Below are 24,421 nucleotides of genomic sequence, written 5' to 3' on the forward strand. Positions count from 1 at the left end.
GCATAGGTGACCCACTTCACATCCGCAGATGCGAGGCCCCGTTCAAATCGAGGATCGCGCCGGACGCCCACGCGGCCTCGGCCGAGGCGAGGTAGAGCACCGCCGCCGCGACCTCCTCCGGCGTACCGACCCGGCCGAACGGGCTCTGCCCGCGCAGGACTTCGCCGCTCTCGCCTTCGAGCTTGATCGCGACCCGGTCCGTGGCGGTGAACCCGGGCGCGACCGAGGTCACCGCGATCCCGTGCGGGGCGAGGGCGACGGCGAGCGACTGCCCGAGCGAGTGCAGCGCGGCCTTGCTCGCGCCGTACGCCGGGAACTCGGGCTCACCCTTGAAGGCGCCCCGCGAGCCGATGTTGACCACGCGGCCTGGCACGCCACGGTCGATCATGTGCCGCGACACGCAGTAGGTCACGTTCGCCGTGCCGAGCACGTTGACGTCGACCATCCGCCGCCAGATCCGCTGCCAGTCCGCGTAGGACACTTCGGCGACGGGATGGGCCGACGCGGACGACGGCGCGAGGGCGGCGTTGTTCACCAGTACGTCGACCCCACCGACCAGTGCCTCGGCCTCGTCCGCGATCCGGAGCGCCACGTCGGGATCGGAGAGATCACCCCGGACAAGACCGTGACCGGACCCCGGAAGCCCGCCGAACGTCCGCTCGGCGTCCTCCTGATTCGAGGCGTAGTGGACGGCGACACGGTCGCCCTTTTCCGCGAAGGCGCGGGCGATCGCACGGCCGATACCGCGCGACGCCCCGGTCACCAAGACACCCACGGCCCGACCCTACGCGGGTCAGCCGCCGAAGAGCTGGACCACCTTCCGGAACAGTTCGTAGACGCCGTAGGCGAACGGGAGCGCGACCCACAGCCACGCGAAGACCATCAGCCCGGTGCGGCGGCGCTCGGGTGCCTGTTCGGTCATCGGGCCGCACTCCTCGCGGGCTCGCCGGACGACGCCGGCTGGTGGAACTTCGGGTTGACCGGCCGCACCAGTTCGTTGGCGACGAAGCCGACGACCAGCAGGCCGATCATGATGAACAGCGACGTCGTGTAGAGATCGGGGCCGACCTTGCCCACCGACTTCTGACTGTCGGCGATGGCGTTGACGATCAGCGGCCCGAGCACCCCCGCCATCGACCACGCGGTCAGCAGCCTGCCGTGGATCGCGCCCACCTGGTAGGTGCCGAAGAGGTCCTTCAGATACGCCGGGATTGTCGCGAAACCGCCGCCGTAGAAGGACAGGATCAGCATGGCGCACAGGACGAACACGAGCTTCGAAGCGTTCGTGGTCAGCGCGATCACGAGGTACAGCAGGGCACCGGCGCCGAGGTAGAGCCGGTAGATGTTCTTGCGCCCCACCAGGTCCGAAGTGGACGACCAGACGAACCGGCCGAGCATGTTGGTGAGCGAGAGCAGTGCGACGAACCCGGCCGCGGCGGCGGTGCCGACCGGCGTCGAGGTCTCGCGGAAGAAGTCCGCGATCATCGGCGACGCCTTCTCCAGGATGCCGATGCCCGCGGTCACGTTGAAGCAAAGGACCACCCAGAGAAGCCAGAACTGCGGTGTCTTGATGGCGTTGCGCGCCGACACGTTCGCGGTGGTGATCATCGCGTTGCCGTGGTCGGTCTTCGGCTCCCAGCCCTTCGGCTTCCAGTCGTCGGCCGGGACCCGGATCAGCAGGATGCCGAGAGTCATGAAGACCGCGTAGACCAGGCCGTGCACGAGGAACGCCGTCGCGACCGTCCCGATCGTCCACGGCGACGCGCCCAGCATCTGCGTCGACCACGGGGAGGCGATCAGCGCGCCGCCGCCGAAGCCCATGATCGCGATGCCGGTGGCCATCCCCGGCCGGTCGGGGAACCATTTGATCAGCGTCGACACCGGCGAGATGTAGCCGATGCCGAGCCCGATGCCGCCGACCCCGCCCCAGCCGAGGACGACGAGCCAGTACTGCGACGTCGCCACGCCGAGCGCGGAGATCAGGAAGCCCGAACTGAAGCAGACCGTCGACACGAACATCGCCCAGCGCGGGCCGTTGCGCTCGACCAGTGTCCCGCCGAACGCCGCCGAGAGCCCGAGCATCACGATGCCGAGCTGGAACGGGAGCGCGCTCTGTGTGCCGCTGAGTCCGAGGGTCTTCTCCAGCGGGAGTTTGAAGACACTCCACGCGTACGCCTGCCCGATCGACAGGTGGACGGCCAGCGCGGCGGGCGGCACCAGCCAGCGGCTCCAGCCCGGCGGGGCGACAATGCGTGAACGGTCCAGGAAGCCGATGGCCATCCGGCGCCTCCGTACTCTGGGGGTGGGCACTGGGAATGTATTACTTAATGCCCGGCGTTGCAGTATTCGACTGTCGAATGACCGGCCAGAAGGGTGGACAAGTGGGCAGGGTGACGGTGCGCCGTCCGGTACGGATGATCTCCGCGACCCGGGACGTGCGACGGCCCGACACGCTGGCGGCCGAAGAGCCGCTGGAGATCCGCGTCGGCGGCAAGGCACTCGCCGTCACCATGCGGACGCCCGGCAACGACGTCGAACTGGCGCACGGGTTCCTGCTGTCCGAAGGCGTGCTCACCACTCGCGAGGACGTCGCGGTCGCCCGGTACTGCGACGGCGTCGACGACCAGGGCCGCAACACCTACAACGTCCTGGACATCGCACTGGCCGAAGGCGTCGCGCCGCCGGAGACGGGCGTCGAACGGAACTTCTACACGACGTCCTCGTGCGGCGTCTGCGGCAAGGCCGCACTCGACGCGGTCAAGCTCCGAAGCCGGTTTTCACCGGAGAAGTCCGAGTTCGCGGTGAGCAAGGATGTGCTGGCGAAGCTCCCGGACACGCTGCGCACCCATCAGAAGGTCTTCTCCAGCACCGGCGGGCTGCACGCGGCCGCCCTGTTCGACGCCGAGGGGGACCTCGCCGTCGTGCGGGAGGACATCGGCAGGCACAACGCCGTCGACAAGGTCCTCGGCTGGGCGCTGCAGGAAGGCCGGATCCCCGCGGCGGACGCCGGTCTCCTGGTGTCCGGCCGCGCCTCGTTCGAACTGGTGCAGAAGGCCGCCATGGCCGGGATCGGCCTGCTGGCGGCGGTTTCCGCGCCGTCGTCGCTGTCCGCGGAACTGGCCGAGGAGAACGGCATGACCCTCATCGGCTTCCTGCGGGGCGACAGCATGAACCTCTACACCGGCGAGCAGCGGGTGCTCGGGCTCGGGAGCTGAAGGGGACCTTCCCCGCGTCTCATGCGGGGAAAGCGCCCTTCACCGCGTGCCATGCGGGAAAAGTCCCCTTCAGCTCGCCACCCAGTTGCCGTGGAAGCCGTTCGGCACCCGGTCCGGCAGGTGCACGGCACCGACGGTCTCCAGCGTCTCCGCGTCCAGGATGGTCAGGTCACTCTTCCGCGTCGCGGGGTCGTAGACGAACCCCATCAGCACGCCCTCGTCCTCGGCCGCGTCCACAGAGGACGGAACGAACACGAACTCCCCCACCTGCGCGCCGTCGCCGAACCGCCTGCTCTGCACCGACTGCTTCCCGAGGTCGTGTTTGTACAAAACACCCGAAGACGCCGATCCGTCCTTTGTGGATATCGAGTAGCCGAAGCGGTGCCGTCGCCCGACCAGCCGCTCGTCGACGCGCGGGAACTCCTGGCCCTGGTCGTCGAGGCGTTCCTCGATGACCTTGCCCGCGGCGAGATCGACGGTCCAGCGGTCCAGGGTCGGCGGCCCCTCGGCCGGCCCGAGCAGTTCGCTGTCGAACATCTTCGGGTGCCGGACGACGTCCAGCACGACGTCGTCTCCGTCGTCATAGGCGTTCATCGGGTGGAACACGTAGCACGGCTCGATCTCGAACCAGCGGACGTCGCCGTTGCCGCCCTCCCGCGGCATGACGCCGATCCGCGCCGGGTACTTCGGGTTCCAGCGGTACGGCAGGCCCGCGTTGCCAGAGATCCGTTCACGCAGCTTCGCGCTGAGGGGATCCGGCACCTTCACCCTGCCCACCAGCGCCGACACCACCAACCGGGCGGGCGCGCGCAGGAACGAAGGCACGGACGCGGCGACGGCCTGTTCGGTCTCGAACGTGACCGGGAGGTCGTAGAAGACCACGTGCTTCTCGGTCAGGGAGAAGTCGTGCATCATCGGCGAACCGGTGACCTCGATGTCGACCTTGCGCCGCGCGTGACCCTGCGCGTCGAGCACCGAATACCGCACCTTGTTGCCCCACCCGAAGAAGTACGACACGGCGTGCAGTTCACCGGTCTCCGGATCACGCTTCGGGTGGGCGGTGTAGCCGCCGGGCAGGGTGCCGTCGAAGTCACAGACGCCGACGGTGTCGAGTTCCTCGGTCAGTTCGAAGCTGGAGGCGCCACCCTCGATCAGGGCGAGCGTCTTGCCCGCGTGGCCGATGACGTTCGTGTTGGCCCCCATGGACGCGGTCCCGGCAACCGATCCGCCTTCCCAGCGCTCACCGAGTTCCCGCGACAGCCTGGGGTTGCGCACCCAGCGGTTGCGGTACCACTCGGCGTGGCCGTCGCGCAGCCGGACGCCGTGCACCATGCCGTCGCCCATGAACCAGTGGAAGGTCGCCGGATCCACTTCGGACAACGGGTTCGGCCCGTTCCGCAGATAGCGCCCGTCCAGGTACTCCGGAATGTGCCCCGTGACATCCAGTTCGGTGATCGTGTGCTCACGGCTGACCGGGGCGAAGTTGCCCTCGAGGAACTTGTTGCCCATCACAGGCCCCCTGGATCTGATGACTGCAGCGACCATAACGTGGTTATGGATACATTTATAACAGGGTTATGGAATACTGGCAAGCATGTCACCGAAACCCGCCGCCGCCGAAGTCAAGGCCAAACTGATCGAGGCGGCGATCCGGCTGCTCTCCACCTGCGGCCCGGAGTCGCTGCAAGCCCGCAAGCTGGCGGCCGAGATCGGCGCGTCGACCATGGCCGTCTACACCCATTTCGGCGGGATGGGCGCACTGGTGGACGAGGTCGCACGGGAGGGATTCCGGCGGTTGTCGGCGAATCTGGGCGAGGTCGACGAGACCGGTGACCCGGTGGCCGACATCCTCACCTTGGCCCTGGCATACCGGCGGACCGTGGTGGAGAACCCGGAGCTCTACGCGGTGACCTTCGGTCAGAGCCAGCCCAGTGGGCAGAAGGCCGCCCAGGGTGACATGACCAACGAAGAGACCCGCCAGAACGTCAGCGAGGAGGGCATCGAGGCCTTCGGCTACCTCGTCCGCGGCGCGAAGCGGGTGATCGAGGCGGGCCGGTTCCGCCCTGCCCCGGAGTTCGCCGTCGCCGCCCAGCTCTGGAGCGCCGTGCACGGCTACATCACGCTGGAGGTCGCCGGCCATTTCGGCGACGGCGAGAATGGTGTGGACCACATCCTGGTTCCCCTGGCCACCGCCCTCGGGGTCGGCCTGGGCGACACTCTCGAGGCCGCGACGCGGTCCGCGCGGGTCTCGATCGAGGCATGGCGCGCGAAAGAGGGAAACGTCGGCACCTGATCCGGCGATACCCCGGTCACAGGTCGGTGAATCGTGCAACCTTTGGGCGGGAGCGCGCGTCTGACCTGGTAGAAGATCAAACGGGGAACGGGGACGGGTGAACGACGACGACCAGGGGCACGCGACGCTGCCGGGGGTGCGTGGCGCCCGCCGTTGGCTGAGCCGTCGTTCCGTGCTGATCGCCGGCGCCTCCGGTCTCGGTGTCGCGGGGCTCGCCGCCGGAACGGCCTCCGGAGCCCTGCCGTTCAGCGAAGCGCTCCAGCGGGCACTCGGCGTCGCGTCGCCGACTCCGGCCACCCAGCTCGGCAGCCCCCGCGTCGAACGCGTGTACTCCGAAGCCCGTGGCCGCGAGGTCGACCTCGTACTGATGCTGCCGACCAAGGCGCCGCCCAAAGGCCTGCCGATGTCGCTGATGCTGCACGGCCTCCACGGCACCGCGCGGCACGCCGCCCCCACCGGACTGCTCAAGCAACTCGGCAGCGACGTCGCCCGCAAGGCGGTGCCCCCGTTCGGATTCGTCGCGGTCGACGGCGGCGACCACTACTGGCACGAGAACCAGCCCGGCGACAACCCGATGGCGATGCTGCTCGAAGAGGTCCCTCGCTGGCTGGCCGCCCGCGGCCTCGGCGGCCGGGACGGGCTTCCGTTCGCCGCCACCGGGCTTTCGATGGGCGGCTTCGGCGCGCTGCTCTACACGCGGCGGCGTCTGGAACACCGCCGTCCGCCCGCCGCGGTCGCGGCGCTCGCGCCCGCGCTGATCACGTCGTGGGCGGAGATGAGCAAGCGGCGCGCGTTCCGCGACGCGACCGACTGGGGCTCGCTGGATCCGTTGCGCCACATCGACGTCACGAAGAGGGTGCCGACCGGGGTCTGGTGCGGTACCGAAGACCCGTTCATCGGCGGGGTGCGGAAGTTCATCTCCGAAGCGCGGCCGACGGTCGCGCACACCGCGCGGGGTAAGCACGGCGACACGTTCAACCGCACGGTCGTGCCGAGCCTGATCGCGTTCCTCGGCAAACATGTCCCGAAGAACGCCTGACCCGGGTCTCTCCAGACAAACGTGGCGGGTGTCCCCAATGCCACATTGGGGACACGTCCCGCTCTTCCCCGCCGCCGCCCCAAAGCAAGTAGTCCTCTACTTGCGGCCCGGCAGGCAGGCGTGAGTGAGCGGGTGCTGGCGCTCGCGTTCCCGGCGCCGCCCCTTGTCCGACCGTCCTTGACACGCACGAGAATGGATCGAACCGGGTTCAGACGCGGAAGTAGATCCTGGTGACGGTCGAACCCGGTCTCCGGTACTGCCGGACCAGATCGGCGACCTGATTCACCAGCACCAGGCCACGTCCGCCGATCTGCCCAAGCGACGCGGGACGACGGCCCGCGAGCGGATCGTTCAGCGTGCCTTCGTCGATGACCTCGCAAAGCACGTGGTCCTCGTCGCGCCAGACGCGGACGACACCGTGGCCCGAACCGTGCAGCACGCTGTTGGCGGACAGTTCCGCCACGGCGAGCACGAGATCCTCGACGCGGTCCGGGACGAGCCCGCTCTCCTCGGCCCGTTCCCGCGCGAAGTGACGCACCGCGGCGAGCCTGGAGAGATCGAAACGAAACGCGTCGGCCGCCCGCGGTTCGGGTAGCGGCAGGTTGTACTTCTCGACGACGGCGTCGGGAGCGTAACCCTCGCTCCGGCGGTCGCCGTCGGCGCCAGAGAGGGTCGGATGGGTCCGCTCGGCGTCGGCGAGGACGTCGTCGTCGAGCCGGATCAGGTCGTACGGGCACAGGATGCTGAGGTCGCGGTCGCCGAAAGCGAAGTTGATCAGCGCCTCGTGCTGCGCGCACGCCGGGTACTCGATGGCCGACCGCTCCGCCCAGATCGGCTCGCCGATGATCCGGACCGGCCCCGGACGACTGTCCGCGAACGCGAGGAGCACGCCGGGAAGGATGCGGCCCGGGTTGCGGCCTACTTCGGACATGTCGATGAGCTCGACCTCGGCGGCCGAATCACCCAGGGCTTCTTCGATGAGCGTCAAGTTCCGGCCCGGCACGGCCACCGCGACGGGTTCGTCGAGCTTCAGGCCCTCCAGGATGTACGGAACCGTACCGTTCAGATACTCGGAGTCACCGGAGTAGAGCAGGCCCACATGAGAGAAGGCTTCTGCGGTGACTGTCACGGACCCGTCTTACCCCGTCGGGACGATTCTGAAACCCTGCTAACGGAGGAAAACCCGAAAACGGTCCTGGGCCGATCAGCTGAGCCAGCGTCCCACCATCGAGATCAACCAGAATCCGATGAGCGTCGCACCGGCGAACAACCCGGTCCAGGCGACGAGCGCGCGGTTCGCCTCCGCGCTTCGCGCCGCCTTGACCCGGATGAGCGTGTACGCCGAAACGGCGAACAACGGCAACGGGATCAGCGGCAGCGGTGACAACCGGACGACCCCCGCCACCAGACAGGTCGCCACCAGCACGCCCAGCGCGATCGTCAGTGCACGCGGGATCCACAGATGACGGCGGTAGGCCCCGATGACGATGCGTTCGGTGAGTTCGACGAGTCCCCTGACCTCGCGTGGACTCGCGGCCGCCAGTTCGGGAGCCTCGTTCTCGTCCTTCGTGGGAGTCAGCGGCACCATCGCATCCTATCTCGGCCCGGAGAAAGCGACGCCCCGGCCGGAAGGATCCGGCCGGGGCGTCGCTTTTCGAATCAGTCGCTCAGGCGGACTTCTCGCCGCGCTCGCTGCTGCGACGGCGTGACGGCTGACGCGCCACGATCGTCGGGTTCACGTTCTCTCGAACGGTCTGCTCGGTGATGACGACCTTCGCCACGTCGTCGCGGCTGGGGATGTCGTACATGACCGGCTGCAGGACCTCTTCCATGATCGCGCGCAGGCCGCGGGCGCCGGTACCGCGGAGCACGGCCTGGTCGGCGATGGCCTCGAGCGCGGTCTTGGTGAACTCCAGCTCGACGTTGTCCATCTCGAAGAGCTTCTTGTACTGCTTCACCAGCGCGTTGCGCGGCGTGGTCAGGATGCTGACCAGCGACTCCTTGTCCAGGTGGGTCACCGTCGCCACGACCGGGAGGCGGCCGATGAACTCCGGGATCAACCCGAACTTGATCAGGTCCTCCGGCATGGTGTCGGAGAAGATGTCGCTCTCGTCGATCTCGGCCTTGGTGCGGATCTCCGCGCCGAAACCGAGGCCGCGCTTGCCGACCCGCTCGTTGATGATCTTCTCCAGCCCGGCGAAAGCGCCGGCCACGATGAACAGCACGTTCGTCGTGTCGATCTGGATGAACTCCTGGTGCGGGTGCTTGCGTCCGCCCTGCGGCGGCACCGAAGCGGTGGTGCCTTCGAGGATCTTCAGCAGCGCCTGCTGCACACCCTCACCGGACACGTCGCGGGTGATCGACGGGTTCTCCGACTTCCGGGCGATCTTGTCGACCTCGTCGATGTAGATGATGCCCGTCTCGGCCCGCTTGACGTCGTAATCCGCCGCCTGGATCAGCTTGAGCAGGATGTTCTCGACGTCCTCGCCCACGTACCCGGCCTCGGTGAGCGCCGTGGCGTCCGCGATCGCGAACGGGACGTTCAGCATCTTCGCCAGGGTCTGCGCGAGGTAGGTCTTGCCGCAGCCGGTCGGGCCCAGCATCAGGATGTTGGACTTCGCCAGTTCGACGGTCTCGTCCTTGGAATCCTTCGGCCCGGCCTTGTCGTCGGACTGCACACGCTTGTAGTGGTTGTACACCGCCACGGCCAGCGAACGCTTCGCGTCGTCCTGGCCGATGATGTACTGCTCGAGGAACTCGTGGATCTCGGCGGGTTTGGGCAGCTCGTCGAGCTTGACCTCACCGGCCTCGGCCAGTTCTTCCTCGATGATCTCGTTGCAGAGATCGATGCACTCATCGCAGATGTAGACCCCGGGGCCGGCAATGAGCTTCTTCACCTGCTTTTGGCTCTTGCCGCAGAAAGAACATTTCAGCAGGTCGCCGCCGTCACCGATCCGTGCCATGGCCGTTGACCTCGTCCCCTCCGGCGCGATGTCGCGCCTGACTGTCTTACCGCCCCGGTCACGGATGACCGCTCGGAGCCTCACACACTGCCACTGACGGTACCCGCCCGATGCCGCCGACGGGAGAACCAACGTCACATCTGAGCACGCCAGAAGCTGACCATAGACCAGGGATCCGGTGCGTGTCGTCTCCCGACACGCACCGGTCCGGTCGCGATCAGCTGCTCGAAGCCTTGCGGTACTCGAGGACCTCGTCGACGATCCCGTACGCCTTGGCCTCATCGGCCGTCAGGATCTTGTCGCGCTCGATGTCCTTCTTGACGTCGTCGGCGTCCTTGTTCGTGTGCTTCGCCAGGATGACCTCCATCTGGCGCCGCACCCGCTGGATCTCGTTGGCCTGGATCTCCAGGTCCGACACCTGGCCGTAGGTGCCCTCGGTGGCGGGCTGGTGGATCAGCACGCGCGAGTTCGGCAGCGTGAACCGCTTGCCGGGGGTACCGGCCGCCAGCAGCACCGCGGCGGCCGAAGCGGCCTGGCCGATGCACATGGTGACGATGTCGGGGCGGACGTACTGCATCGTGTCGTAGATCGCCATCAGCGCGGTGAACGAACCACCGGGCGAGTTGATCAGGATCATGATGTCGCGGTCCGGGTCCTCGTGCTCGAGGTGCAGCAGCTGGACCATCACGTCGTTCGCCGACGCGTCGTCGATCTGCACGCCGAGCATGATCTGACGCTCTTCGTAGAGCTTGTTGTACGGGTTCGATTCCTTGATGCCGTAGCTCGTGCGCTCGACATAGGAGGGCAGGACGTACCGCGATTGCGGCAGCTGGAGCCGCGACTGCATCCCCGGCGCCTGCGACCCGATCGGAAGCTGGAAGTTGCTCATTGGAATTCTCCTGTGTGCCGGCGCGGATCAGCTGTTGGGAAGCGGGTTCTCGCGCGTGAGGACCTGGTCCACGAAGCCGTAGTCCTTCGCCTCCTGCGCGGTGAACCAGCGGTCACGGTCGCCGTCCTTGACGATCTGCTCGACGGTCTGGCCGGTCTGCTCGGCCGTGATCTTGGCGAGCTCCTGCTTCCACTTGCCGAACACTTCGGCCTGGATCGCGATGTCGGAGGCCGTGCCGCCGACGCCGGCCGAGGGCTGGTGCATGAGGATGCGCGCGTGCTGCAGCGCGTACCGCTTGCCGGGTGTGCCGGAGGACAGCAGGAACTGCCCCATCGACGCGGCCAGGCCCATCGCGTAGGTCGCGACGTCCGGGCGGATCAGCTGCATGGTGTCGTAGATCGCGAAACCCGCGGTGACCGAGCCACCTGGCGAGTTGATGTAGAAGCGGATGTCCGACTCGGAGTCGTCTGCGTCGAGCAGCAACAACTGGGCGGTGATCCGGTTCGCGACCTCGTCGTTGACCTCGGAGCCGAGGACGACGATGCGCTCCTGGAGCAACCGCTCGAAGACCGAGTCGGTGAGGTTGAGCCCCGCGGTACCGGTCCGCGCCTCGGGCGTGTGCTGCGTCACGTCTGCCTGCCTTTTCCGCCGACGGCGGCGTGGCCTTGGGCCTGCCGCCGCTGTGTGTCTAGCTGCTGCTGTCGGAGATGCTGTTGCTGGTGTGTCCAGATGCTGAAGATCTTGCAACCGACCCTAACGAACTTGGGCGGTGCAGAATGCCTGACACCGCCCAAGTTCGCTTACAGCTTTACGGTCCGCTTCGCGCGGGCCGCTTATTCCCTACTCGGCCGCAGTCTTCGCGGTCTCCTCGGTGACCTGCGTCTCCTCGGGTGCGGGGCCGAAAAGCTCTTCGAGGTCGACCGCGGTGCCGGAGGCGTCGGTCACGGTGGTCTTGCGAACCACGGTGGCCAGTGCCTTGCCGCGGCGGACGTCTGCGTAGATCGCGGTCAGCTGACCGGACTGCTGCGCCCGCTGGACGTACTCGTCCGGGCTGACGCCGAAGCGCTGCGCCTGGTAGATGATCCGCTCGGTGAGCTCGCCGTCGTTGACCGACGTCTGCTCGGCGTCGGCGATGCTGTCCAGCAGCAGCTGGGTACGAACCGCCTTCTCCGACTCCTCGCGGACCTCGGTGTCGAACTCTTCGATCGTGCGGTCTTCGGCCTCCAGCGCCTTGGCGAACTGCGCCTGGTCGTGATCGAAGGGGTGGATCGCGTCGTGCTTGCGGTTCTCGATCTCGGCTTCGAGGACCTTCTCCGGGATCGCGACCTCGGTGCGCTCGAGCAGTTCCTCGAGGACTTTGTCCCGTGCCTGGACGCCCTGCTGCATCTTCTTGACGCGGCCGAGGCGCTCGCGAAGGTCGCTCTTCAGCTCGTCGATCGTGTCGAACTCGCTCGCCAGCTGGGCGAACTCGTCGTCCGCCTCGGGCAACTCGCGCTGCTTGATGGTCTGCACGGTGACGGTGACGTCGGCGTCCTTGCCCGCGTGCTCGCCGGCGACCAGCTTCGTGGTGAAGGTCTTGGTCTCGCCCGCGTTCGCGCCGATGATCGCCTCGTCGATACCGTCGACGAGCTGGCCGGAGCCGATCTCGTAGGACAGGCCGGTGGTCGAGGCCTCCTCGACCTCCTGGCCGTCGACGGTGGCCGCGAGGTCGATCGAGACGAAGTCGCCGTTCTCGGCCGCGCGCTCGACACCGGTCAGGGTGCCGAAGCGGGCACGCAGCTCGTCGAGCTGCTCGTCGATCTCGGCGTCGGTCAGTTCGACGTCGTCGACGCTCACCGCGAAGCCCTCGAGGTCGGGCAGCGAGATCTCCGGGCGGATGTCGACTTCGGCGGTGAACTCCAGGACCTCACGGTCCTCGAGCTTGGTCACCTCGAACTCGGGCTGGCCCAGCGTGCGGACCTCGCCCGCGCGCACGGCCTCCATGTACTTGGCCGGGATGACCTCGTTGACGACCTCGTCGAGCACCGGGGCGCGCCCGATCCGGCTTTCCAGCACGCGAGCCGGCGCCTTGCCCGGGCGGAAGCCGGGGATGCGCACCTGCTGGGCGATCTTGCGGTAGGCGCGGTCGAAGTTCGGCTTGAGCTCGTCGAACGGCACCTCGACATTGATCTTGACTCGCGTCGGGCTGAGCTGCTCGACGGTGCTCTTCAACGTATTCTCCTCGAGCGGTAAACGATGTGATGGGCATCCGCATGCGGTCGACAGCGGATGTGCCCTGGCCAGCTTGCAGACCGGGCCGTCCGAGTCTAGGCCGTGTCCTGTGAGTCTCTTCGGTGGGGTTCGTGATCCAGGTGGCGCCCGTGCCGCCGGGGACCGCCTGGGTGCGAAGCCCGCGTACGGACTCACAGGACCGGGCACACCGGTCCGGGTCTAGTCCGACACGGCCGCGTCGTGCCCGCCCTCATTGGCGGATCACAGCTTTCGGGCCCCGTCCGGCGAACAGAGCGTGGACCACCCGATCGGACCAGCTTTCAGTTCTTCTCTGTTACGAAGCCGTCCAGTCCTGGACAGGAATGCGGGCCGCGCTCCACCATCGGGCGCCGCGACCAGGCCTTTCAGCAGGTAGCCGAAGTTTACAAACCAGTACCAGTTGTCTACGGTGTGACAGCTTGTCCCGGTAGCCATCGACGGAGGGACCGATCGATGACCGTCGCCGCCACCCGGTCCGAGGACACGGGGGACCTGACCGCAAGACCGGCGAGACGTGGTCTGCCCAACCCGAGGATCCCGCTTCCGGTGGTCTCGGTGCCGACCGTTCTCCTGTTCCTCGGCGGGGCCATGGTCTGGGTGGGCGCCACCTGGCTGGTCGTCAACGACGCGGGGTCGTCGTGGGTGACCATCCCGCTGCACGCGCTGGTCACTTTCACGATGTTCACCGTGCTGCACGAGTCGACGCATCACGCGGCGGGGCAGCTCACCTGGGTCAACGAACTGCTCGGCAGGCTCGCGATGCCGTTCGTGGCGGGCTACGGCTCCTTTCCCCTGGTGCGCTACATCCATCTGGAGCACCACCGCAACACCAACGAGGACGCCTACACCGATCCCGACGCCTGGACCGCGCACGGCCCCTGGTGGCAGTTGCCGCTGCGGTGGCTGACCATCGACTTCTGGTACGCCCGCTTCTACGTGGCGCGGCAGCGCACGCGGCCGCCGTCGGAACGGATCGAGACCGCGGCCGTGGTCGCGCTGAGCCTCGCCGCGTTCGCCTGGCTGATCGCGTCCGGCCACGGCTGGGAACTGCTGGTGGTCTATTTGCTCCCGCAGCGCCTCGGCCTCGCCGTGCTGGCCTGGTGGTTCGACTGGCTCCCGCATCACGACCTCGGCGCGCAGCGGCAGAACCGGTTCGGCGCCACCCGCGTCCGCGTCGGGCTCGAATGGCTGATGACGCCGATCATGCTGTGCCAGAACTACCACCTGGTGCACCATCTCCACCCGGCGATCCCGTTCTACCGGTACCTGCGCGCGTGGAAGGACAACCGCGACGCCTACCTGGCCAGGGACGTCCCGATCGCGACCGCTTGGGGCCGCGAACTGACGTCGTCGGAGTACCGCGAATGGCGCCAGCTCACCGGTTCGTTCGACGAAGAGCCGCCCGCTCCCCAGCCCCGGCCGCCGAGCCTGTTCCACCCGCTGCGGGTCGCCGAAGTCCGGCCGCTGTGCGAAGGCGCCGTCACCGTGACGTTCGACGTGCCGGAGCGGCTGCGGGAGACCTTCCTGTTCACTCCGGGCCAGCACATCGTGGTCCGCGCCGAAGTCGACGGTGAAGAGGTACGGCGGGCCTACTCGATCTGCTCGACGCCGGACTCCGGGGAGCTGCGGATCGCGATCAAGCACCAGATCGGCGGCGCGTTCTCGACGTTCGCCACCACCGAACTGGCGGCGGGCGACCTACTGGAAGTACTGCCTCCCGACGGCGCGTTCACGCTGACCCCCGCGCACGGCCGCACCGGCCGGTACGTCGCGCTCGCCGCGGGCAGCGGGATCACGCCGATCCTGTCGATACTGACCACGACGCTGCTGAACGAACCGAACAGCAAGGCGACCCTGCTGTACATCAACACCTCCGGCGCCAGCACGATGTTCGCCGCCGAACTCGGCGCCCTCGCGGCGAAATTGGGCGGACGGCTGCACGTCGTGCATTACCGCACCGACGAACGCGACCCGGACCTGCGCACACAGCGGTTCGAGAAGCCGTTCGACACCGTCGGTGAGGCGCTGGCGATCTCGTACGAGCGCTACCAGCGCGGCCGTCTCGACGGCACCCGCCTCCGCGCGCTGCTGCAGGCACGACTGCACCCGGCGAAGGTGGACGACTGGTTCCTGTGCGGCCCGCGCGAACTGGTCGACATGGTCCGCCGGACGCTCGCGGACAAGGACGTCCCCGAGGAGAACGTCCACTTCGAACTGTTCCAGGGCGCGCTTCCCGTCCGCCCCTCGCGACGACCGGGCCCGGTGCTGACGGTGACCGCCGGCGGCGAGACCGCCGAATTCCCCGCGACGGTGGGCGAAACCGTGCTCAGCGCTGCACTGCGGCGCGGCGTCGACGCGCCGTACGCGTGCGTCGGCGGGGCTTGCGGGACGTGCCGGGCGACAGTGGTGCGAGGCAGCGCGCGGATGGATGTGAACTACGCGCTCGGGGACGAAGCAGTCGCGGCGGGGCAGATCCTGACCTGCCGGGCGGTGGCGGCTTCGGCCGAACTGTCGGTGGACTACGACCGCTGAGGCGGACGGCCGTTCGCGTGCTGACGCGGTTCGGGGCGTCGCTGGTGAATCGCCGCCCCGGGATGGTCATCCGTGGGCGCACTTGCCGTTCCCCAGTACAGAAAGGCCCCCTTCCTGTGGGGGGTGGTGTCGCTGGGGCGAAAGTGACACAGCAAGCCTAGTGAGGGGAACTTTGAGGGACCCTGGGTCCCTCAAGGAGTCTTTCACGGACCTTCGGGCGGCACCCACGGCTCATTGGCCGGCGGCGTCCCTCCGGAACGTCCTGCGGAGGCCCTTGGCCCTCCCCCGTCGGCTCCGACGGCGCGCACCGCGGCGGCCGCGCCCGCGACGACGGCTTGCGTTTGCCGCCGCGTGCGGGCGCAAGGGTTTCCCGGTCCGATGTGGACGGAGCGGGCGGTGTGTTCTCGTTCATGATCGGTTTTCCTGTGGCTTCGTCGTCGACCCCACTGCCCGCGTCGCGGCTGTGCCCGGCCTGTGCCGCGCGTCAAACCTTCCTGTGACCCACGCGCACAGCCGGCTCACAGGCGGGACACACCGCGCGCATACGACCGCGGCGCACGCTCGAGGGCATGGCATCCGGATCGGTCCCGACCACCGGCCCGCGCCGGTGGTCCCGGCCAGGGCGGCTTTCCCTGCGCACCAAGCTGACCGGCTCGATGGTGCTGCTGCTCACCTTCGTCTGCCTGGTGATCGGCGTCGCCAGTGAGATCGCGCTGCGGTCGTTCCTCGCCGACCAGGTCGACGGTCAGCTCTCGGCCGCGTCGGCCCGTGCCCACGACTACGCGAACCGGCCGCCGGACGACTCGCCCGGCCCCGGTCCCAATCCGCTCAACGCGCCGGGCCAGGCGTCGGGGACGCTGAGCGTGCGCTTCACCGGCGATCGCGTGCTCTACGCCGGAGTGCTGTCGGCGCAAGGACTTCCGCAAGGCCTCTCGGCCGGGCAGGAGTCCGGGCTGCTCTCGGTTCCGGTCGACCGGACGCCGACGACCGTGCTGCTCGCCGGGCTCGGCGACTACCGGGTGCAGGCCGTCTCGGTCCCCGGCGGGGTCGTCGTCACGGGTCTTCCCCTCGAGCCGATGCAGGACACGCTGACGACGGTCGGGTGGATCCTGTTCGGGGTCGCGGCGGCGGGCGTCGCGGGCGCGGGGTTCCTCGGCGCGTTCGCGGTCCGGCGGACCCTGCGGCCACTCGACCGGGTCGCGGCGACCGCGGGCCGGGTGTCGGCGATGCGGCTCGACCGCGGCCAGGTCGCGCTTTCCGTGCGGGTGCCCGCGGCCGACACCGATCCGCGTACCGAGGTCGGCCAGGTCGGTTCGGCGCTGAACCTGATGCTCGGCCACATCGCGCGGGCGCTGGAAGCCCGGCACGCCAGTGAAACCCGCGTCCGCCGGTTCGTCGCCGACGCGAGCCACGAACTCCGCACCCCGCTCGCGGCGATCCGCGGGTACGCCGAACTCGCCGGCCGCGGCAGCGCGCTGGTGCCGCCGGACGTCGCGCGTTCGATGTCCCGCATCCAGTCCGAGGCCGCCCGCATGACGACGCTGGTCGAGGATCTCCTGCTGCTGGCGAGGCTCGACGCCGGACGCCCGCTCGAAGCGGGCGCCGCCGACCTCACCCGGCTGACCGCGGACGCCGTCGGCGACGCGCACGTCGCGGGCCCGGGCCACCGCTGGGAACTGCGGCTGCCGGACGGGCCGCTGACCGTCCACGGCGACGTCCAGCGCCTGCACCAGGTCCTGGCGAACCTGCTGTCCAACGCGCGCACGCACACCCCGCCGGGCACCACGGTGATCACCGCGCTGGGCCGCTCCCACGCCGGGGCCGCGGTGTTGACGGTGACCGACAACGGCCCCGGCATCGCGCCGGAACTGCTTCCGAGCGTCTTCGAACGCTTCGCCCGCGGGAACTCTTCGCGTTCCCGGACCGCGGGCAGCACCGGGCTCGGGATGGCCATCGCGTCGGCGATCGTGGTGGCCCACCACGGGACCATCGAGGTGCACAGCCGTCCCGGGCGTACCGAATTCGCCGTGCGCCTGCCGGTGATCGGTTCCTCACAGCGGGTGCACAGCTTCGGCACAACCACGCCCCAGGTCGGCACTCGACCCTGAAGCCCATGATCCTTCTCGCCTCTCGCGACGCCGCCGAAGACGCCGAAGACGCCGCGACGGCGAAACAACCGGCAGATCCACGCTGGGTCCGGCCTTCCGTCGCCGCGCTCCTGCTCGCGACCGCTGTCCTGTACCTCTGGAACCTCGGCGAATCCGGCTGGGCCAACGCCTTCTACTCGGCGGCGGCGCAGGCCGGATCGCTGAGCTGGAAGGCGCTGTTCTTCGGATCGAGCGACGCCGCGAACGCGATCACGGTCGACAAGACACCGGCCGCGTTGTGGGTGATGAGCCTTTCCACCCGCCTGTTCGGCGTCAACGCCGGGAGCATTCTCGTTCCGCAGGCGCTTATGGGTGTCGGCTCGGTGGCCCTGCTGTACGCCGCGGTGCGACGGACGTCCGGCCCGCCAGCGGGTCTGCTGGCGGGCGCCGTCCTCGCCCTCACCCCCGCCGCCGCGCTGATGTTCCGGTTCAACAACCCCGATGCCCTGCTCGTCCTGCTCTTGGTCGCGGGCGCGTACTGCGTCGTCCGCGCGCTGGAGAAGGCGAGTCCGCGCTGGCTGGCGCTGGCCGGGGCCGCCGTCGGGTTCGGCTTCCTCGCCAAGATGCTGCAGGCGTTCCTGGTGCTGCCCGCGTTCGGGCTCGCCTACCTGATCGCCGCGCCGACGTCATGGGGCAAACGCCTGCTGCATCTGCTCGGAGCTTTGATCGCGACCATCGTCTCCGCCGGCTGGTATCTCGCCGTCGTCGCGTCGTGGCCCGCCACCGACCGGCCGTACATCGGCGGCTCGCAGGAGAACAGCCTGTGGGAACTCGCCTTCGGCTACAACGGTTTCGGCCGTATCACCGGCGACGAGGTCGGCAGCGTCGGCGGGGGTGGCAACGGCGGCTGGGGCGGCACCGGCTGGGACCGGTTGTTCGGCACCGAGATGGCGGGCGGGATCGCCTGGCTGCTCCCGGCCGCCGTCGGCGCGCTGGCCGCCGGGCTGTGGTTCACCCGCCACGCCCGGCACACCGACCGCGGGCGCGCGGCGCTGATCCTGTGGGGCGGCTGGTTCCTGGTGACCGCCGGGGTGTTCAGCTACATGAGCGGCATCATCCACGCGTACTACACGATCGCGCTCGCCCCGTCGATCGCCGCACTCGTCGGGATCGCCGGGACGCAGTTGTGGCGCGCCCGCGGGAATCCGGCCGCGGCGGGCACCTTGAGCGCGGGGATCGGCCTGACCGCCCTGACCGCGTATCTCCTGCTGTCACGGCAATCCACCTGGCTCCCGGGGTTGGCGATCGCGATTCTCGTGGCCGGGTTCCTGTGCGCGATCCTGGTCTTCTTCGCTTCACGGTTACCCGGTGTCGCGAGGCGCATGGTCGCCGTCGGCGCGCTGATCACCGTTCTCACCGGCACCGGCGTGTACACGGTCGCGACAGCGGCCACGCCGCACTCGGGCGCGCTCCCGTCGGCGGGCCCCGAGACGAGCCGGGGAATACGCATGGGCGGCCCCGGCGGTCTGCTCGGGACGAGCCTGCCCGGCGAGAACCTCGCCGCCCTCCTACGGCAGGACAGTGCGAACTACACGTGGACGGCCGCGACGGTCGGCTCCAACAACGCGGCGGGCTACCAGCTGGGCGGCGGGGCGCCGGTGCTGGCCGTGGGCGGGTTCAACGGCACGGATCCGGCTCCCACCTTGGCACAGTTTCAGGAACACGTCCGAAGTGGACAGATCCATTACTTCCTCGGCGACGGGATGACGATGCGCGGCGAGACCGGCAGCGACGCCGCCGAACGCATCGCCGCCTGGGTCGCGAAGACCTACACATCGACCACTGTGGACGGTGTCACCGTCTACGACCTGAGCCGGTGAAACCCGTGACGGAACACAGCGACGGCACAGGCGGGACACAAGCCGGCCTCAGCGCGATGGCCGAGATTGACGACATGACAGCCGCGATCATCTCCGGCGCCGACCCCGGCCGCCGTCCAGCCATCGCCCCGACCGGCTCCCCCGTTCTCGACGTCGTCATCCCGGTCCACAACGAGGAAGCCGACCTCGAACCGTGCATCCGACGACTGCACGCACACCTGGTGGAGCAGTTCCCGTATCCGTTCCGGATCACCGTCGCGGACAATGCCAGCACGGACGACACCCTGCGCGTGGCCGAACGACTGAGCCGCGAGTTCGACGACGTCGAAGTCCGCCACCTCGAGGAGAAAGGCCGCGGCCGCGCGCTTCGCGCCGTTTGGTCCACTTCGGACGCTCCGGTGCTCGCCTACATGGACGTCGACCTTTCGACCGATCTGGCCGCACTCGGCCCCCTCGTCGCGCCCCTGCTGTCCGGACATTCCGATCTCGCCATCGGCAGCAGGCTCGCCCGTGGCGCGCGAGTGGTGCGCGGACCGAAACGGGAACTCATTTCCCGCTGCTACAACCTGATCCTGCGCGGCACGCTGGCGGCGAGGTTCAGCGACGCGCAATGCGGGTTCAAGGCGATCCGCGCCGACGTCGCCGAGCGGCTGCTCCCGCATATCCACGACACCGGCTGGTTCTTCGACACCGAACTGCTCGTGCTGGCGCAAAAGGCTCGGCTGCGGATCCACGAAGTCCCGGTCGACTGGATCGACGACCCGGACTCGTCGGTGGACATCGTCGCCACCGCGACCGCCGACCTCAAAGGCATCGTGCGGCTGACGAAGGCGACGCTGACCGGCAGGGTCCCGATCAGCGGCCTGCGCGAGCAACTCGGCCGCGCGCCGATCCAGGTGCGGGCACCAGGAGTGGCACCGAGCCTCGTGCGGCAACTGGTCCGGTTCGCCGCCGTCGGCGTCGCCAGCACCGTCGCGTACCTCCTGCTTTTCCTGCTGCTGCGGACGTTCACCGGCGCACAGGCGGCGAACCTGGTCGCGCTGCTGGTGACGGCGATCGGCAACACCACGCTCAACCGGCGTCTGACCTTCGGCATCCGCGGCCGGAAAGGCTCCGGACTGCACCAGTTCCAAGGTCTCATCGTGTTCGGCATCGGGCTCGGGCTCACCAGCGGCACGCTGGCGCTGCTGCACACGATGACGACGCCGGGGCTGCCACTCGAGATCACCGCGCTCGTGCTCGCGAACCTCGCGGCCACCGTAGTGCGTTTCCTGTTGCTGCGCGGCTGGGTCTTCCGCTCCCGCCGTCAGCCCACCACCGAGATGGAGAGCTGAACCCATGACCACCGCACTCGCTTCCCGGGTGGAACCCGGTCCGGTCGAGGAAAGCGTCGCGAAGCCGCCGGGGCGCTGTGTTCGTCCGGCCGTCTTCGGGCTGCTCACCGCCACCGCACTGCTGTACTTCTGGAATCTGACCGCCTCCGGCTACGGCAACTCGTTCTACGCCGCGGCGGTGCAGTCCGGCACGCAGGACTGGAAGGCGTGGCTGTTCGGCTCCCTCGACTCCGGGAACGTGCTGACCGTCGACAAACCCCCAGCCGCGCTCTGGGTCACGACGGCGTTCGCGCGGCTCTTCGGCTTCTCCAGTTTCACCGTGCTGGCGCCGCAGGCGCTGATGGGCGTCGCTTCCGTCGGTTTGCTGTACCTGACGGTGAAGCGGACTTCCGGACCGGTCGCCGGCCTGTTCGCCGGGGCGGCGCTCGCCGTCACCCCGGTCGCCACGCTGATGTTCAAGTTCAACAACCCCGACGCGCTGCTGACGCTGCTGCTGATCGCGGGCGCGTACTGCTCGGTCCGCGCGATCGAAAAGGCGAGCCCGCGCTGGCTGGCACTGGCCGGGGTCGCCATCGGGTTCGGCTTCCTGACCAAGATGCTGCAGGCGTCCCTGGTGCTGCCCGCGTTCGGGCTCGCCTACCTGATCGCCGCGCCGACCTCGCTGGGCAAACGTTTGCTTCACCTTCTCGGAGCTCTGATCGCGACCATCATGTCCGCCGGCTGGTTCATCGCGCTGGTCGACCTGTGGCCTGCCGGCTCACGCCCGTACATCGGTGGCTCGACCGACAACAGCCTGCTCGAACTGGCACTGGGCTACAACGGACTCGGCCGGATCTTCGGCAGGGGCGGCGGCACCATGGTCGGCGGGACGAGCGGGGGCATGGGCGGCGGGAACGTCGGCTTCGGCGGCGAGAGCGGCCTGACCCGGATGTTCGGCGCCAGCTTCGGCGGCGAGGTGTCGTGGCTGCTGCCCGCCGCGCTGATCGGCCTGGTCGCGGGGCTGTGGTTCACCCGGCGGGCCGCCGGCACCGACCGGACCAGGGCCGCGCTGATCGTCTGGGGCGGCTGGATGCTCGTCACCTCACTGGTGTTCAGCTACATGAGCGGCATCGTGCACCCGTACTACGCCGTCGCGCTGGCGCCCTCGATCGCCGCCGTGGTGGCGATCTCCGGGACCTCGCTGTGGCGCGGCCGAGCGCATCTCGCGCCGCGGGTGTTCCTGTCGCTGATGATCGCGGCCAGCGCTGTCTGGGCGTACATCCTGCTCGACCGCGACGCCGACTGGCTGCCCGCGCTGCGCTGGACCGTCGCCGGTCTCGGCCTGGTGACCGCGACCGTCGTGCTGGTGGGTGTCCCGCCGATGCGCGGACTCGTCTCCGTGATCGCGTCGGCGGCCGTGCTGACCGTCGGCCTCGGCACCACCGCCTTCGCCGTGGAAACGGCCGCGCAGGCGCATTCCGGGTCGATCCCGCTCTCCGGACCGGTCACCGGCGGTGATCGCGGCTTGGGCGGCGGTCCGGGCATGGAAGAGGGCTCGTCGGCGGAGATGGGGACCCTTCTCGCCGCGACCACGACGACGTGGGCGGCGGCGACGGCGAGTTCGCAGTCGGCGGCGAACCTGGAACTCGCGAGCGGCAAGGCGGTGATCGGCATCGGCGGCTGGAGCGGCCAGGACCCGGCGCCGACACTGGCGGAGTTCCAGCAGTACGTGGCCGACGGCGAGATCACCTACTACGTCGAGGGTGGCCGCGGCGGCGGTCCTGGCGGCGGGTCGAACGAGATCGGTGACTGGGTCGCGGCGAACTTCGCGGCCACCACGGTCGGCGAGCAGACGGTGTACAACCTGATCCCCTGAGCCCTGGCTCCCTCTCGAGGAGGACGGAACCCCAGCCGCAGAGGGAGTTCTCCGCGGCTGGGATCCGAGATGCTCGCCGTATGAACAAGATGAAGAAAGCCCTCGCCGGTGTTTCGGTGGCCGTGGTCACCCTGGTCGGAACCGGGGCGGCGGCCGGCGCCGAACCGGCGCGGACGGTCTCGATGACGGGCCGGGCCGAACTCGACACCCAGAACCCGCTGACGACGTTCGAATTCACCGTCCACGCGAAGGGGAACGGACGTGCGGGTGAAGGCGTGCTGTGGATGGCGCATCACGTCCACGGCGGGCTCAGCTGGCTGGTCGCGCGGGTCGACTGCGTCCGCGTCGAAGGCGCGGTGGGGACCGTGACCGGGGTGGTGACCGACGCGGAGGCCTTCACAGGCGCGGTCGCGGGGGACCCGGTCAGCCTCACCGTGCGGGACAACGGGACGAAGGATCTCGTCGCCTTCGGGTCGCGGGAACAGGTGACGCGGCGCTGCGCTCCGGCAGCGGGCCAGGCGATGGAGATCACGCGAGGGGACTTCCAGCTGCGGCGATGATCCGCGGGTGTCGGACCGCCCAAACGTTCAGCGCGCCCACCACGGCGCACCCAAGGTCGTGGAGGCCTCCTTTCCTGCCGACTTGGGCATCGCTAGTGCCTGCGTGTGCCGGGGTTCTTGAGGGAGGCATGTCCCTGAACGCCTGTAGATCAAGCTCACTTGCCGAGACCCTGACCTTGAAAGCAGCGAAGGAGGCCTTCACGGACATTCAGGCCCGTCTGACACCGAAACCCTCAGGCGGAACACAGGGAACAGGCGGACTCTGGAAGTGGGGAAAGAATCACCCAGGGGTGAGGAGAAGACCGTGAGGGAGCTTCCACACTGGCACACGGCGAGCGCGCGGGGTCCGCGCAAGCACAACGCGGACGCCATCGGGGCGTACGCGGCCGCGGGCGGGGCGGGGATCGTGTTCGCACTGGCCGATGGAGTCGGAGATCACCCGAACGCGGCACACGCGGCGCGGACGGCCGCCTCGGCGGCGGTCCGGACACCGGTCGACCAGGGCGCGGTCGCGGCTGTTCTCGCAGCTCAGCGCGCAGTCCTCGGGTTCGGCGGGACCGGTGACTGCGTCCTCGTCGTGGCGGTCTGGACCGGCGAGGGGTATGGCATCGCATGGCTCGGGGATGCCCGGGCGTACGCTTGGGACGGGCACACCGTGCGGCAGGTGACGAAGGACCATACGCTCGCGCAGTACTTCCGCGACCACGATCAACCCGTGACACCGCGGATGGAACACGTCGTCACCACCAGCGTCCGCACGGCCGGTACCCACGAGATCGGCACGGCCACCAGCACGACCGGTGGGCTTCTGCTCACCAGCGACGGTGTGCACAAGACGCTCAGCGGGCCGACCATGCTCGACATCCTCGGGATGCCGGACAGGGCGGCCACGGAGCTGGTGCGGACGGCGATCTCGCTCGGTGGCTCCGACAACGCCACCGCGATCGTGGTGGATCCGCCCCGCGCGGATCCCACCACCGAGAAATTTCGCGTCGCGGCCTGAACCGGGCGGTCAGGCCGCGACGCGATCCCGTTTCAGCTGCCGGTACTCGCGCAGCACCAGTACGACGATCACGACGTCGAGGGCGGCGAAGAACGGCAGCGCGAGCGAGTGCGTGTGGACCGCGCGGAAGATCTCGTAGACCACGAACGCCGAAAGCACCACCGCGGCCACGGGGTAAGCGCGCATCACCTTGCGCGCCAGCGCCCAGACCAGGCCGAGCTTGATGAGCCCGTGCGCGACGAGGTACACGACGGCGAACGTCCGGCCTTCGACGAAGTGGCCGGCGGCGAGTTCGAGATGCCGGGCCAGCGTCCCCTCCGCGTCTCCGAGCAGGTCACGAGTGACCACGGCGTGCGCGAAACCGGTGATGACCGACGCCGGGACGATCATCAGGACGAGCCCGCCCACCAGCTGCAAGGCGCCGTCAAGCCCCTTCAAGGCGATGGCGATCCGGAACAGCTTCTCGGTGCCCATGGGCGCTCCTTCCGCGATCACCTCACCCTGCCTCACCCGGCCGCCGG

21 protein-coding genes are annotated in these 24,421 nt (G+C 68.9%); 10 read left to right on the top strand and 11 right to left on the bottom strand.

Features of this window, described 5'->3' with window-relative positions; translation table 11 throughout:
- Nucleotides 1-16: 16 nt before the first annotated feature.
- Genes ACM6LR_RS28955 through ACM6LR_RS28965 form a run of 3 tightly spaced genes read right to left on the bottom strand, consistent with a single transcriptional unit; the run spans nt 17 to nt 2,280 of the window.
- Entirely contained in the window at nt 17-775 is a 759-nt protein-coding gene (locus ACM6LR_RS28955) for an SDR family NAD(P)-dependent oxidoreductase (RefSeq protein WP_414944940.1), read from the bottom strand.
- 18 nt (nt 776-793) lie between these two features.
- On the bottom strand, nt 794-922 hold the full coding sequence (locus tag ACM6LR_RS28960; RefSeq protein WP_255355414.1) for an MFS transporter small subunit: 129 nt from the start codon (nt 920-922) through the stop codon (nt 794-796).
- Complete coding sequence (locus ACM6LR_RS28965) at nt 919-2,280, bottom strand: OFA family MFS transporter (protein WP_414944941.1); 1,362 nt, start codon at nt 2,278-2,280, stop codon at nt 919-921. The genes ACM6LR_RS28960 and ACM6LR_RS28965 overlap by 4 nt, the downstream gene beginning before the upstream one ends.
- A 101-nt stretch (nt 2,281-2,381) precedes the next feature.
- Between ACM6LR_RS28965 and fdhD the strand changes: the two genes are divergently transcribed.
- The gene (gene fdhD / locus ACM6LR_RS28970; RefSeq protein WP_414940590.1) at nt 2,382-3,215 is read left to right on the top strand and encodes a formate dehydrogenase accessory sulfurtransferase FdhD; all 834 of its coding nucleotides are present in this window, start codon (nt 2,382-2,384) and stop codon (nt 3,213-3,215) included.
- A gap of 69 nt (nt 3,216-3,284) precedes the next feature.
- Here the strand turns inward: fdhD and ACM6LR_RS28975 are convergent, their stop codons facing one another.
- Nucleotides 3,285-4,724: a carotenoid oxygenase family protein gene (locus tag ACM6LR_RS28975; protein ID WP_414944942.1), complete on the bottom strand. Its 1,440-nt coding sequence runs from the start codon at nt 4,722-4,724 to the stop codon at nt 3,285-3,287.
- Between the two features lie 85 nt (nt 4,725-4,809).
- On the opposite strand from ACM6LR_RS28975, the gene ACM6LR_RS28980 reads away from it, so the two are divergent.
- Together ACM6LR_RS28980 and ACM6LR_RS28985 are read left to right on the top strand one after the other, a co-directional pair.
- Nucleotides 4,810-5,508, top strand: coding sequence for a TetR/AcrR family transcriptional regulator (locus ACM6LR_RS28980; RefSeq protein ID WP_414940592.1), 699 nt, complete (start codon nt 4,810-4,812; stop codon nt 5,506-5,508).
- Nucleotides 5,509-5,605: 97 nt separating this feature from the next.
- Nucleotides 5,606-6,547, top strand: coding sequence for an alpha/beta hydrolase (locus tag ACM6LR_RS28985; RefSeq protein ID WP_414940593.1), 942 nt, complete (start codon nt 5,606-5,608; stop codon nt 6,545-6,547).
- Between the two features lie 208 nt (nt 6,548-6,755).
- Here the strand turns inward: ACM6LR_RS28985 and ACM6LR_RS28990 are convergent, their stop codons facing one another.
- The 6 genes from ACM6LR_RS28990 to tig all read right to left on the bottom strand — a co-directional run bounded on the left by ACM6LR_RS28990 (nt 6,756) and on the right by tig (nt 12,610).
- Nucleotides 6,756-7,676, bottom strand: a complete 921-nt coding sequence (locus tag ACM6LR_RS28990; protein WP_414940594.1) for an anti-sigma factor RsbA family regulatory protein — start codon at nt 7,674-7,676, stop codon at nt 6,756-6,758.
- Between the two features lie 75 nt (nt 7,677-7,751).
- Nucleotides 7,752-8,135, bottom strand: coding sequence for a hypothetical protein (locus tag ACM6LR_RS28995; protein WP_414940595.1), 384 nt, complete (start codon nt 8,133-8,135; stop codon nt 7,752-7,754).
- A 79-nt stretch (nt 8,136-8,214) separates the two neighbouring features.
- A complete protein-coding gene (gene clpX / locus ACM6LR_RS29000; RefSeq protein WP_257488325.1) occupies nt 8,215-9,510 on the bottom strand; it encodes an ATP-dependent Clp protease ATP-binding subunit ClpX in 1,296 nt (431 codons plus the stop codon).
- A gap of 217 nt (nt 9,511-9,727) precedes the next feature.
- Nucleotides 9,728-10,399, bottom strand: a complete 672-nt coding sequence (locus ACM6LR_RS29005; RefSeq protein WP_101605975.1) for an ATP-dependent Clp protease proteolytic subunit — start codon at nt 10,397-10,399, stop codon at nt 9,728-9,730.
- Nucleotides 10,400-10,426: 27 nt separating this feature from the next.
- Nucleotides 10,427-11,029: a ClpP family protease gene (locus tag ACM6LR_RS29010; RefSeq protein WP_076166113.1), complete on the bottom strand. Its 603-nt coding sequence runs from the start codon at nt 11,027-11,029 to the stop codon at nt 10,427-10,429.
- A 210-nt stretch (nt 11,030-11,239) separates the two neighbouring features.
- Nucleotides 11,240-12,610 carry a trigger factor gene (gene tig / locus ACM6LR_RS29015; protein WP_414944943.1) on the bottom strand — a complete coding sequence of 457 codons (1,371 nt, stop codon included), beginning with the start codon at nt 12,608-12,610 and terminating at the stop codon, nt 11,240-11,242.
- A 558-nt stretch (nt 12,611-13,168) separates the two neighbouring features.
- Here tig and ACM6LR_RS29020 point away from each other — a divergent pair.
- The 7 genes from ACM6LR_RS29020 to ACM6LR_RS29050 all read left to right on the top strand — a co-directional run bounded on the left by ACM6LR_RS29020 (nt 13,169) and on the right by ACM6LR_RS29050 (nt 23,900).
- Nucleotides 13,169-15,181 carry a fatty acid desaturase gene (locus ACM6LR_RS29020; RefSeq protein ID WP_414944977.1) on the top strand — a complete coding sequence of 671 codons (2,013 nt, stop codon included), beginning with the start codon at nt 13,169-13,171 and terminating at the stop codon, nt 15,179-15,181.
- 569 nt (nt 15,182-15,750) lie between these two features.
- The gene (locus tag ACM6LR_RS29025) at nt 15,751-17,289 is read left to right on the top strand and encodes a sensor histidine kinase (RefSeq protein WP_414940597.1); all 1,539 of its coding nucleotides are present in this window, start codon (nt 15,751-15,753) and stop codon (nt 17,287-17,289) included.
- Nucleotides 17,290-17,294: 5 nt separating this feature from the next.
- Nucleotides 17,295-19,148, top strand: a complete 1,854-nt coding sequence (locus tag ACM6LR_RS29030; protein ID WP_414940598.1) for an ArnT family glycosyltransferase — start codon at nt 17,295-17,297, stop codon at nt 19,146-19,148.
- 74 nt (nt 19,149-19,222) lie between these two features.
- Entirely contained in the window at nt 19,223-20,482 is a 1,260-nt protein-coding gene (locus tag ACM6LR_RS29035; RefSeq protein WP_414944944.1) for a glycosyltransferase, read from the top strand.
- Between the two features lie 4 nt (nt 20,483-20,486).
- Complete coding sequence (locus ACM6LR_RS29040; protein ID WP_414944945.1) at nt 20,487-22,337, top strand: ArnT family glycosyltransferase; 1,851 nt, start codon at nt 20,487-20,489, stop codon at nt 22,335-22,337.
- An 80-nt stretch (nt 22,338-22,417) separates the two neighbouring features.
- Complete coding sequence (locus tag ACM6LR_RS29045; RefSeq protein WP_414940601.1) at nt 22,418-22,897, top strand: hypothetical protein; 480 nt, start codon at nt 22,418-22,420, stop codon at nt 22,895-22,897.
- Nucleotides 22,898-23,201: 304 nt separating this feature from the next.
- Nucleotides 23,202-23,900, top strand: coding sequence for a PP2C family protein-serine/threonine phosphatase (locus ACM6LR_RS29050; protein WP_414944946.1), 699 nt, complete (start codon nt 23,202-23,204; stop codon nt 23,898-23,900).
- A gap of 9 nt (nt 23,901-23,909) precedes the next feature.
- Here the strand turns inward: ACM6LR_RS29050 and ACM6LR_RS29055 are convergent, their stop codons facing one another.
- Nucleotides 23,910-24,374 (bottom strand): DUF2127 domain-containing protein, encoded by a 465-nt coding sequence (locus ACM6LR_RS29055; protein ID WP_414940603.1) that lies wholly within the window; start codon nt 24,372-24,374, stop codon nt 23,910-23,912.
- Nucleotides 24,375-24,421 lie beyond the last annotated feature (47 nt).

Source organism: Amycolatopsis sp. cmx-11-32 (assembly GCF_047608695.1).
In the GTDB taxonomy this organism is placed as follows: domain Bacteria; phylum Actinomycetota; class Actinomycetes; order Mycobacteriales; family Pseudonocardiaceae; genus Amycolatopsis.

What these genes read in the sequence shown, in the direction of transcription:
- ACM6LR_RS28960 (WP_255355414.1), bottom strand. Translation starts at nt 922, where the DNA reads ATGACCGAACAGGCACCCGAGCGCCGCCGCACCGGGCTGATGGTCTTC.
- ACM6LR_RS28965 (WP_414944941.1), bottom strand. Translation starts at nt 2,280, where the DNA reads ATGGCCATCGGCTTCCTGGACCGTTCACGCATTGTCGCCCCGCCGGGC.
- ACM6LR_RS28975 (WP_414944942.1), bottom strand. Translation starts at nt 4,724, where the DNA reads ATGGGCAACAAGTTCCTCGAGGGCAACTTCGCCCCGGTCAGCCGTGAG.
- ACM6LR_RS28980 (WP_414940592.1), top strand. Translation starts at nt 4,810, where the DNA reads ATGTCACCGAAACCCGCCGCCGCCGAAGTCAAGGCCAAACTGATCGAG.
- ACM6LR_RS28995 (WP_414940595.1), bottom strand. Translation starts at nt 8,135, where the DNA reads ATGGTGCCGCTGACTCCCACGAAGGACGAGAACGAGGCTCCCGAACTG.
- clpX (WP_257488325.1), bottom strand. Translation starts at nt 9,510, where the DNA reads ATGGCACGGATCGGTGACGGCGGCGACCTGCTGAAATGTTCTTTCTGC.
- ACM6LR_RS29005 (WP_101605975.1), bottom strand. Translation starts at nt 10,399, where the DNA reads ATGAGCAACTTCCAGCTTCCGATCGGGTCGCAGGCGCCGGGGATGCAG.
- ACM6LR_RS29025 (WP_414940597.1), top strand. Translation starts at nt 15,751, where the DNA reads ATGGCATCCGGATCGGTCCCGACCACCGGCCCGCGCCGGTGGTCCCGG.
- ACM6LR_RS29030 (WP_414940598.1), top strand. Translation starts at nt 17,295, where the DNA reads ATGATCCTTCTCGCCTCTCGCGACGCCGCCGAAGACGCCGAAGACGCC.
- ACM6LR_RS29035 (WP_414944944.1), top strand. Translation starts at nt 19,223, where the DNA reads ATGACAGCCGCGATCATCTCCGGCGCCGACCCCGGCCGCCGTCCAGCC.
- ACM6LR_RS29040 (WP_414944945.1), top strand. Translation starts at nt 20,487, where the DNA reads ATGACCACCGCACTCGCTTCCCGGGTGGAACCCGGTCCGGTCGAGGAA.
- ACM6LR_RS29045 (WP_414940601.1), top strand. Translation starts at nt 22,418, where the DNA reads ATGAACAAGATGAAGAAAGCCCTCGCCGGTGTTTCGGTGGCCGTGGTC.
- ACM6LR_RS29055 (WP_414940603.1), bottom strand. Translation starts at nt 24,374, where the DNA reads ATGGGCACCGAGAAGCTGTTCCGGATCGCCATCGCCTTGAAGGGGCTT.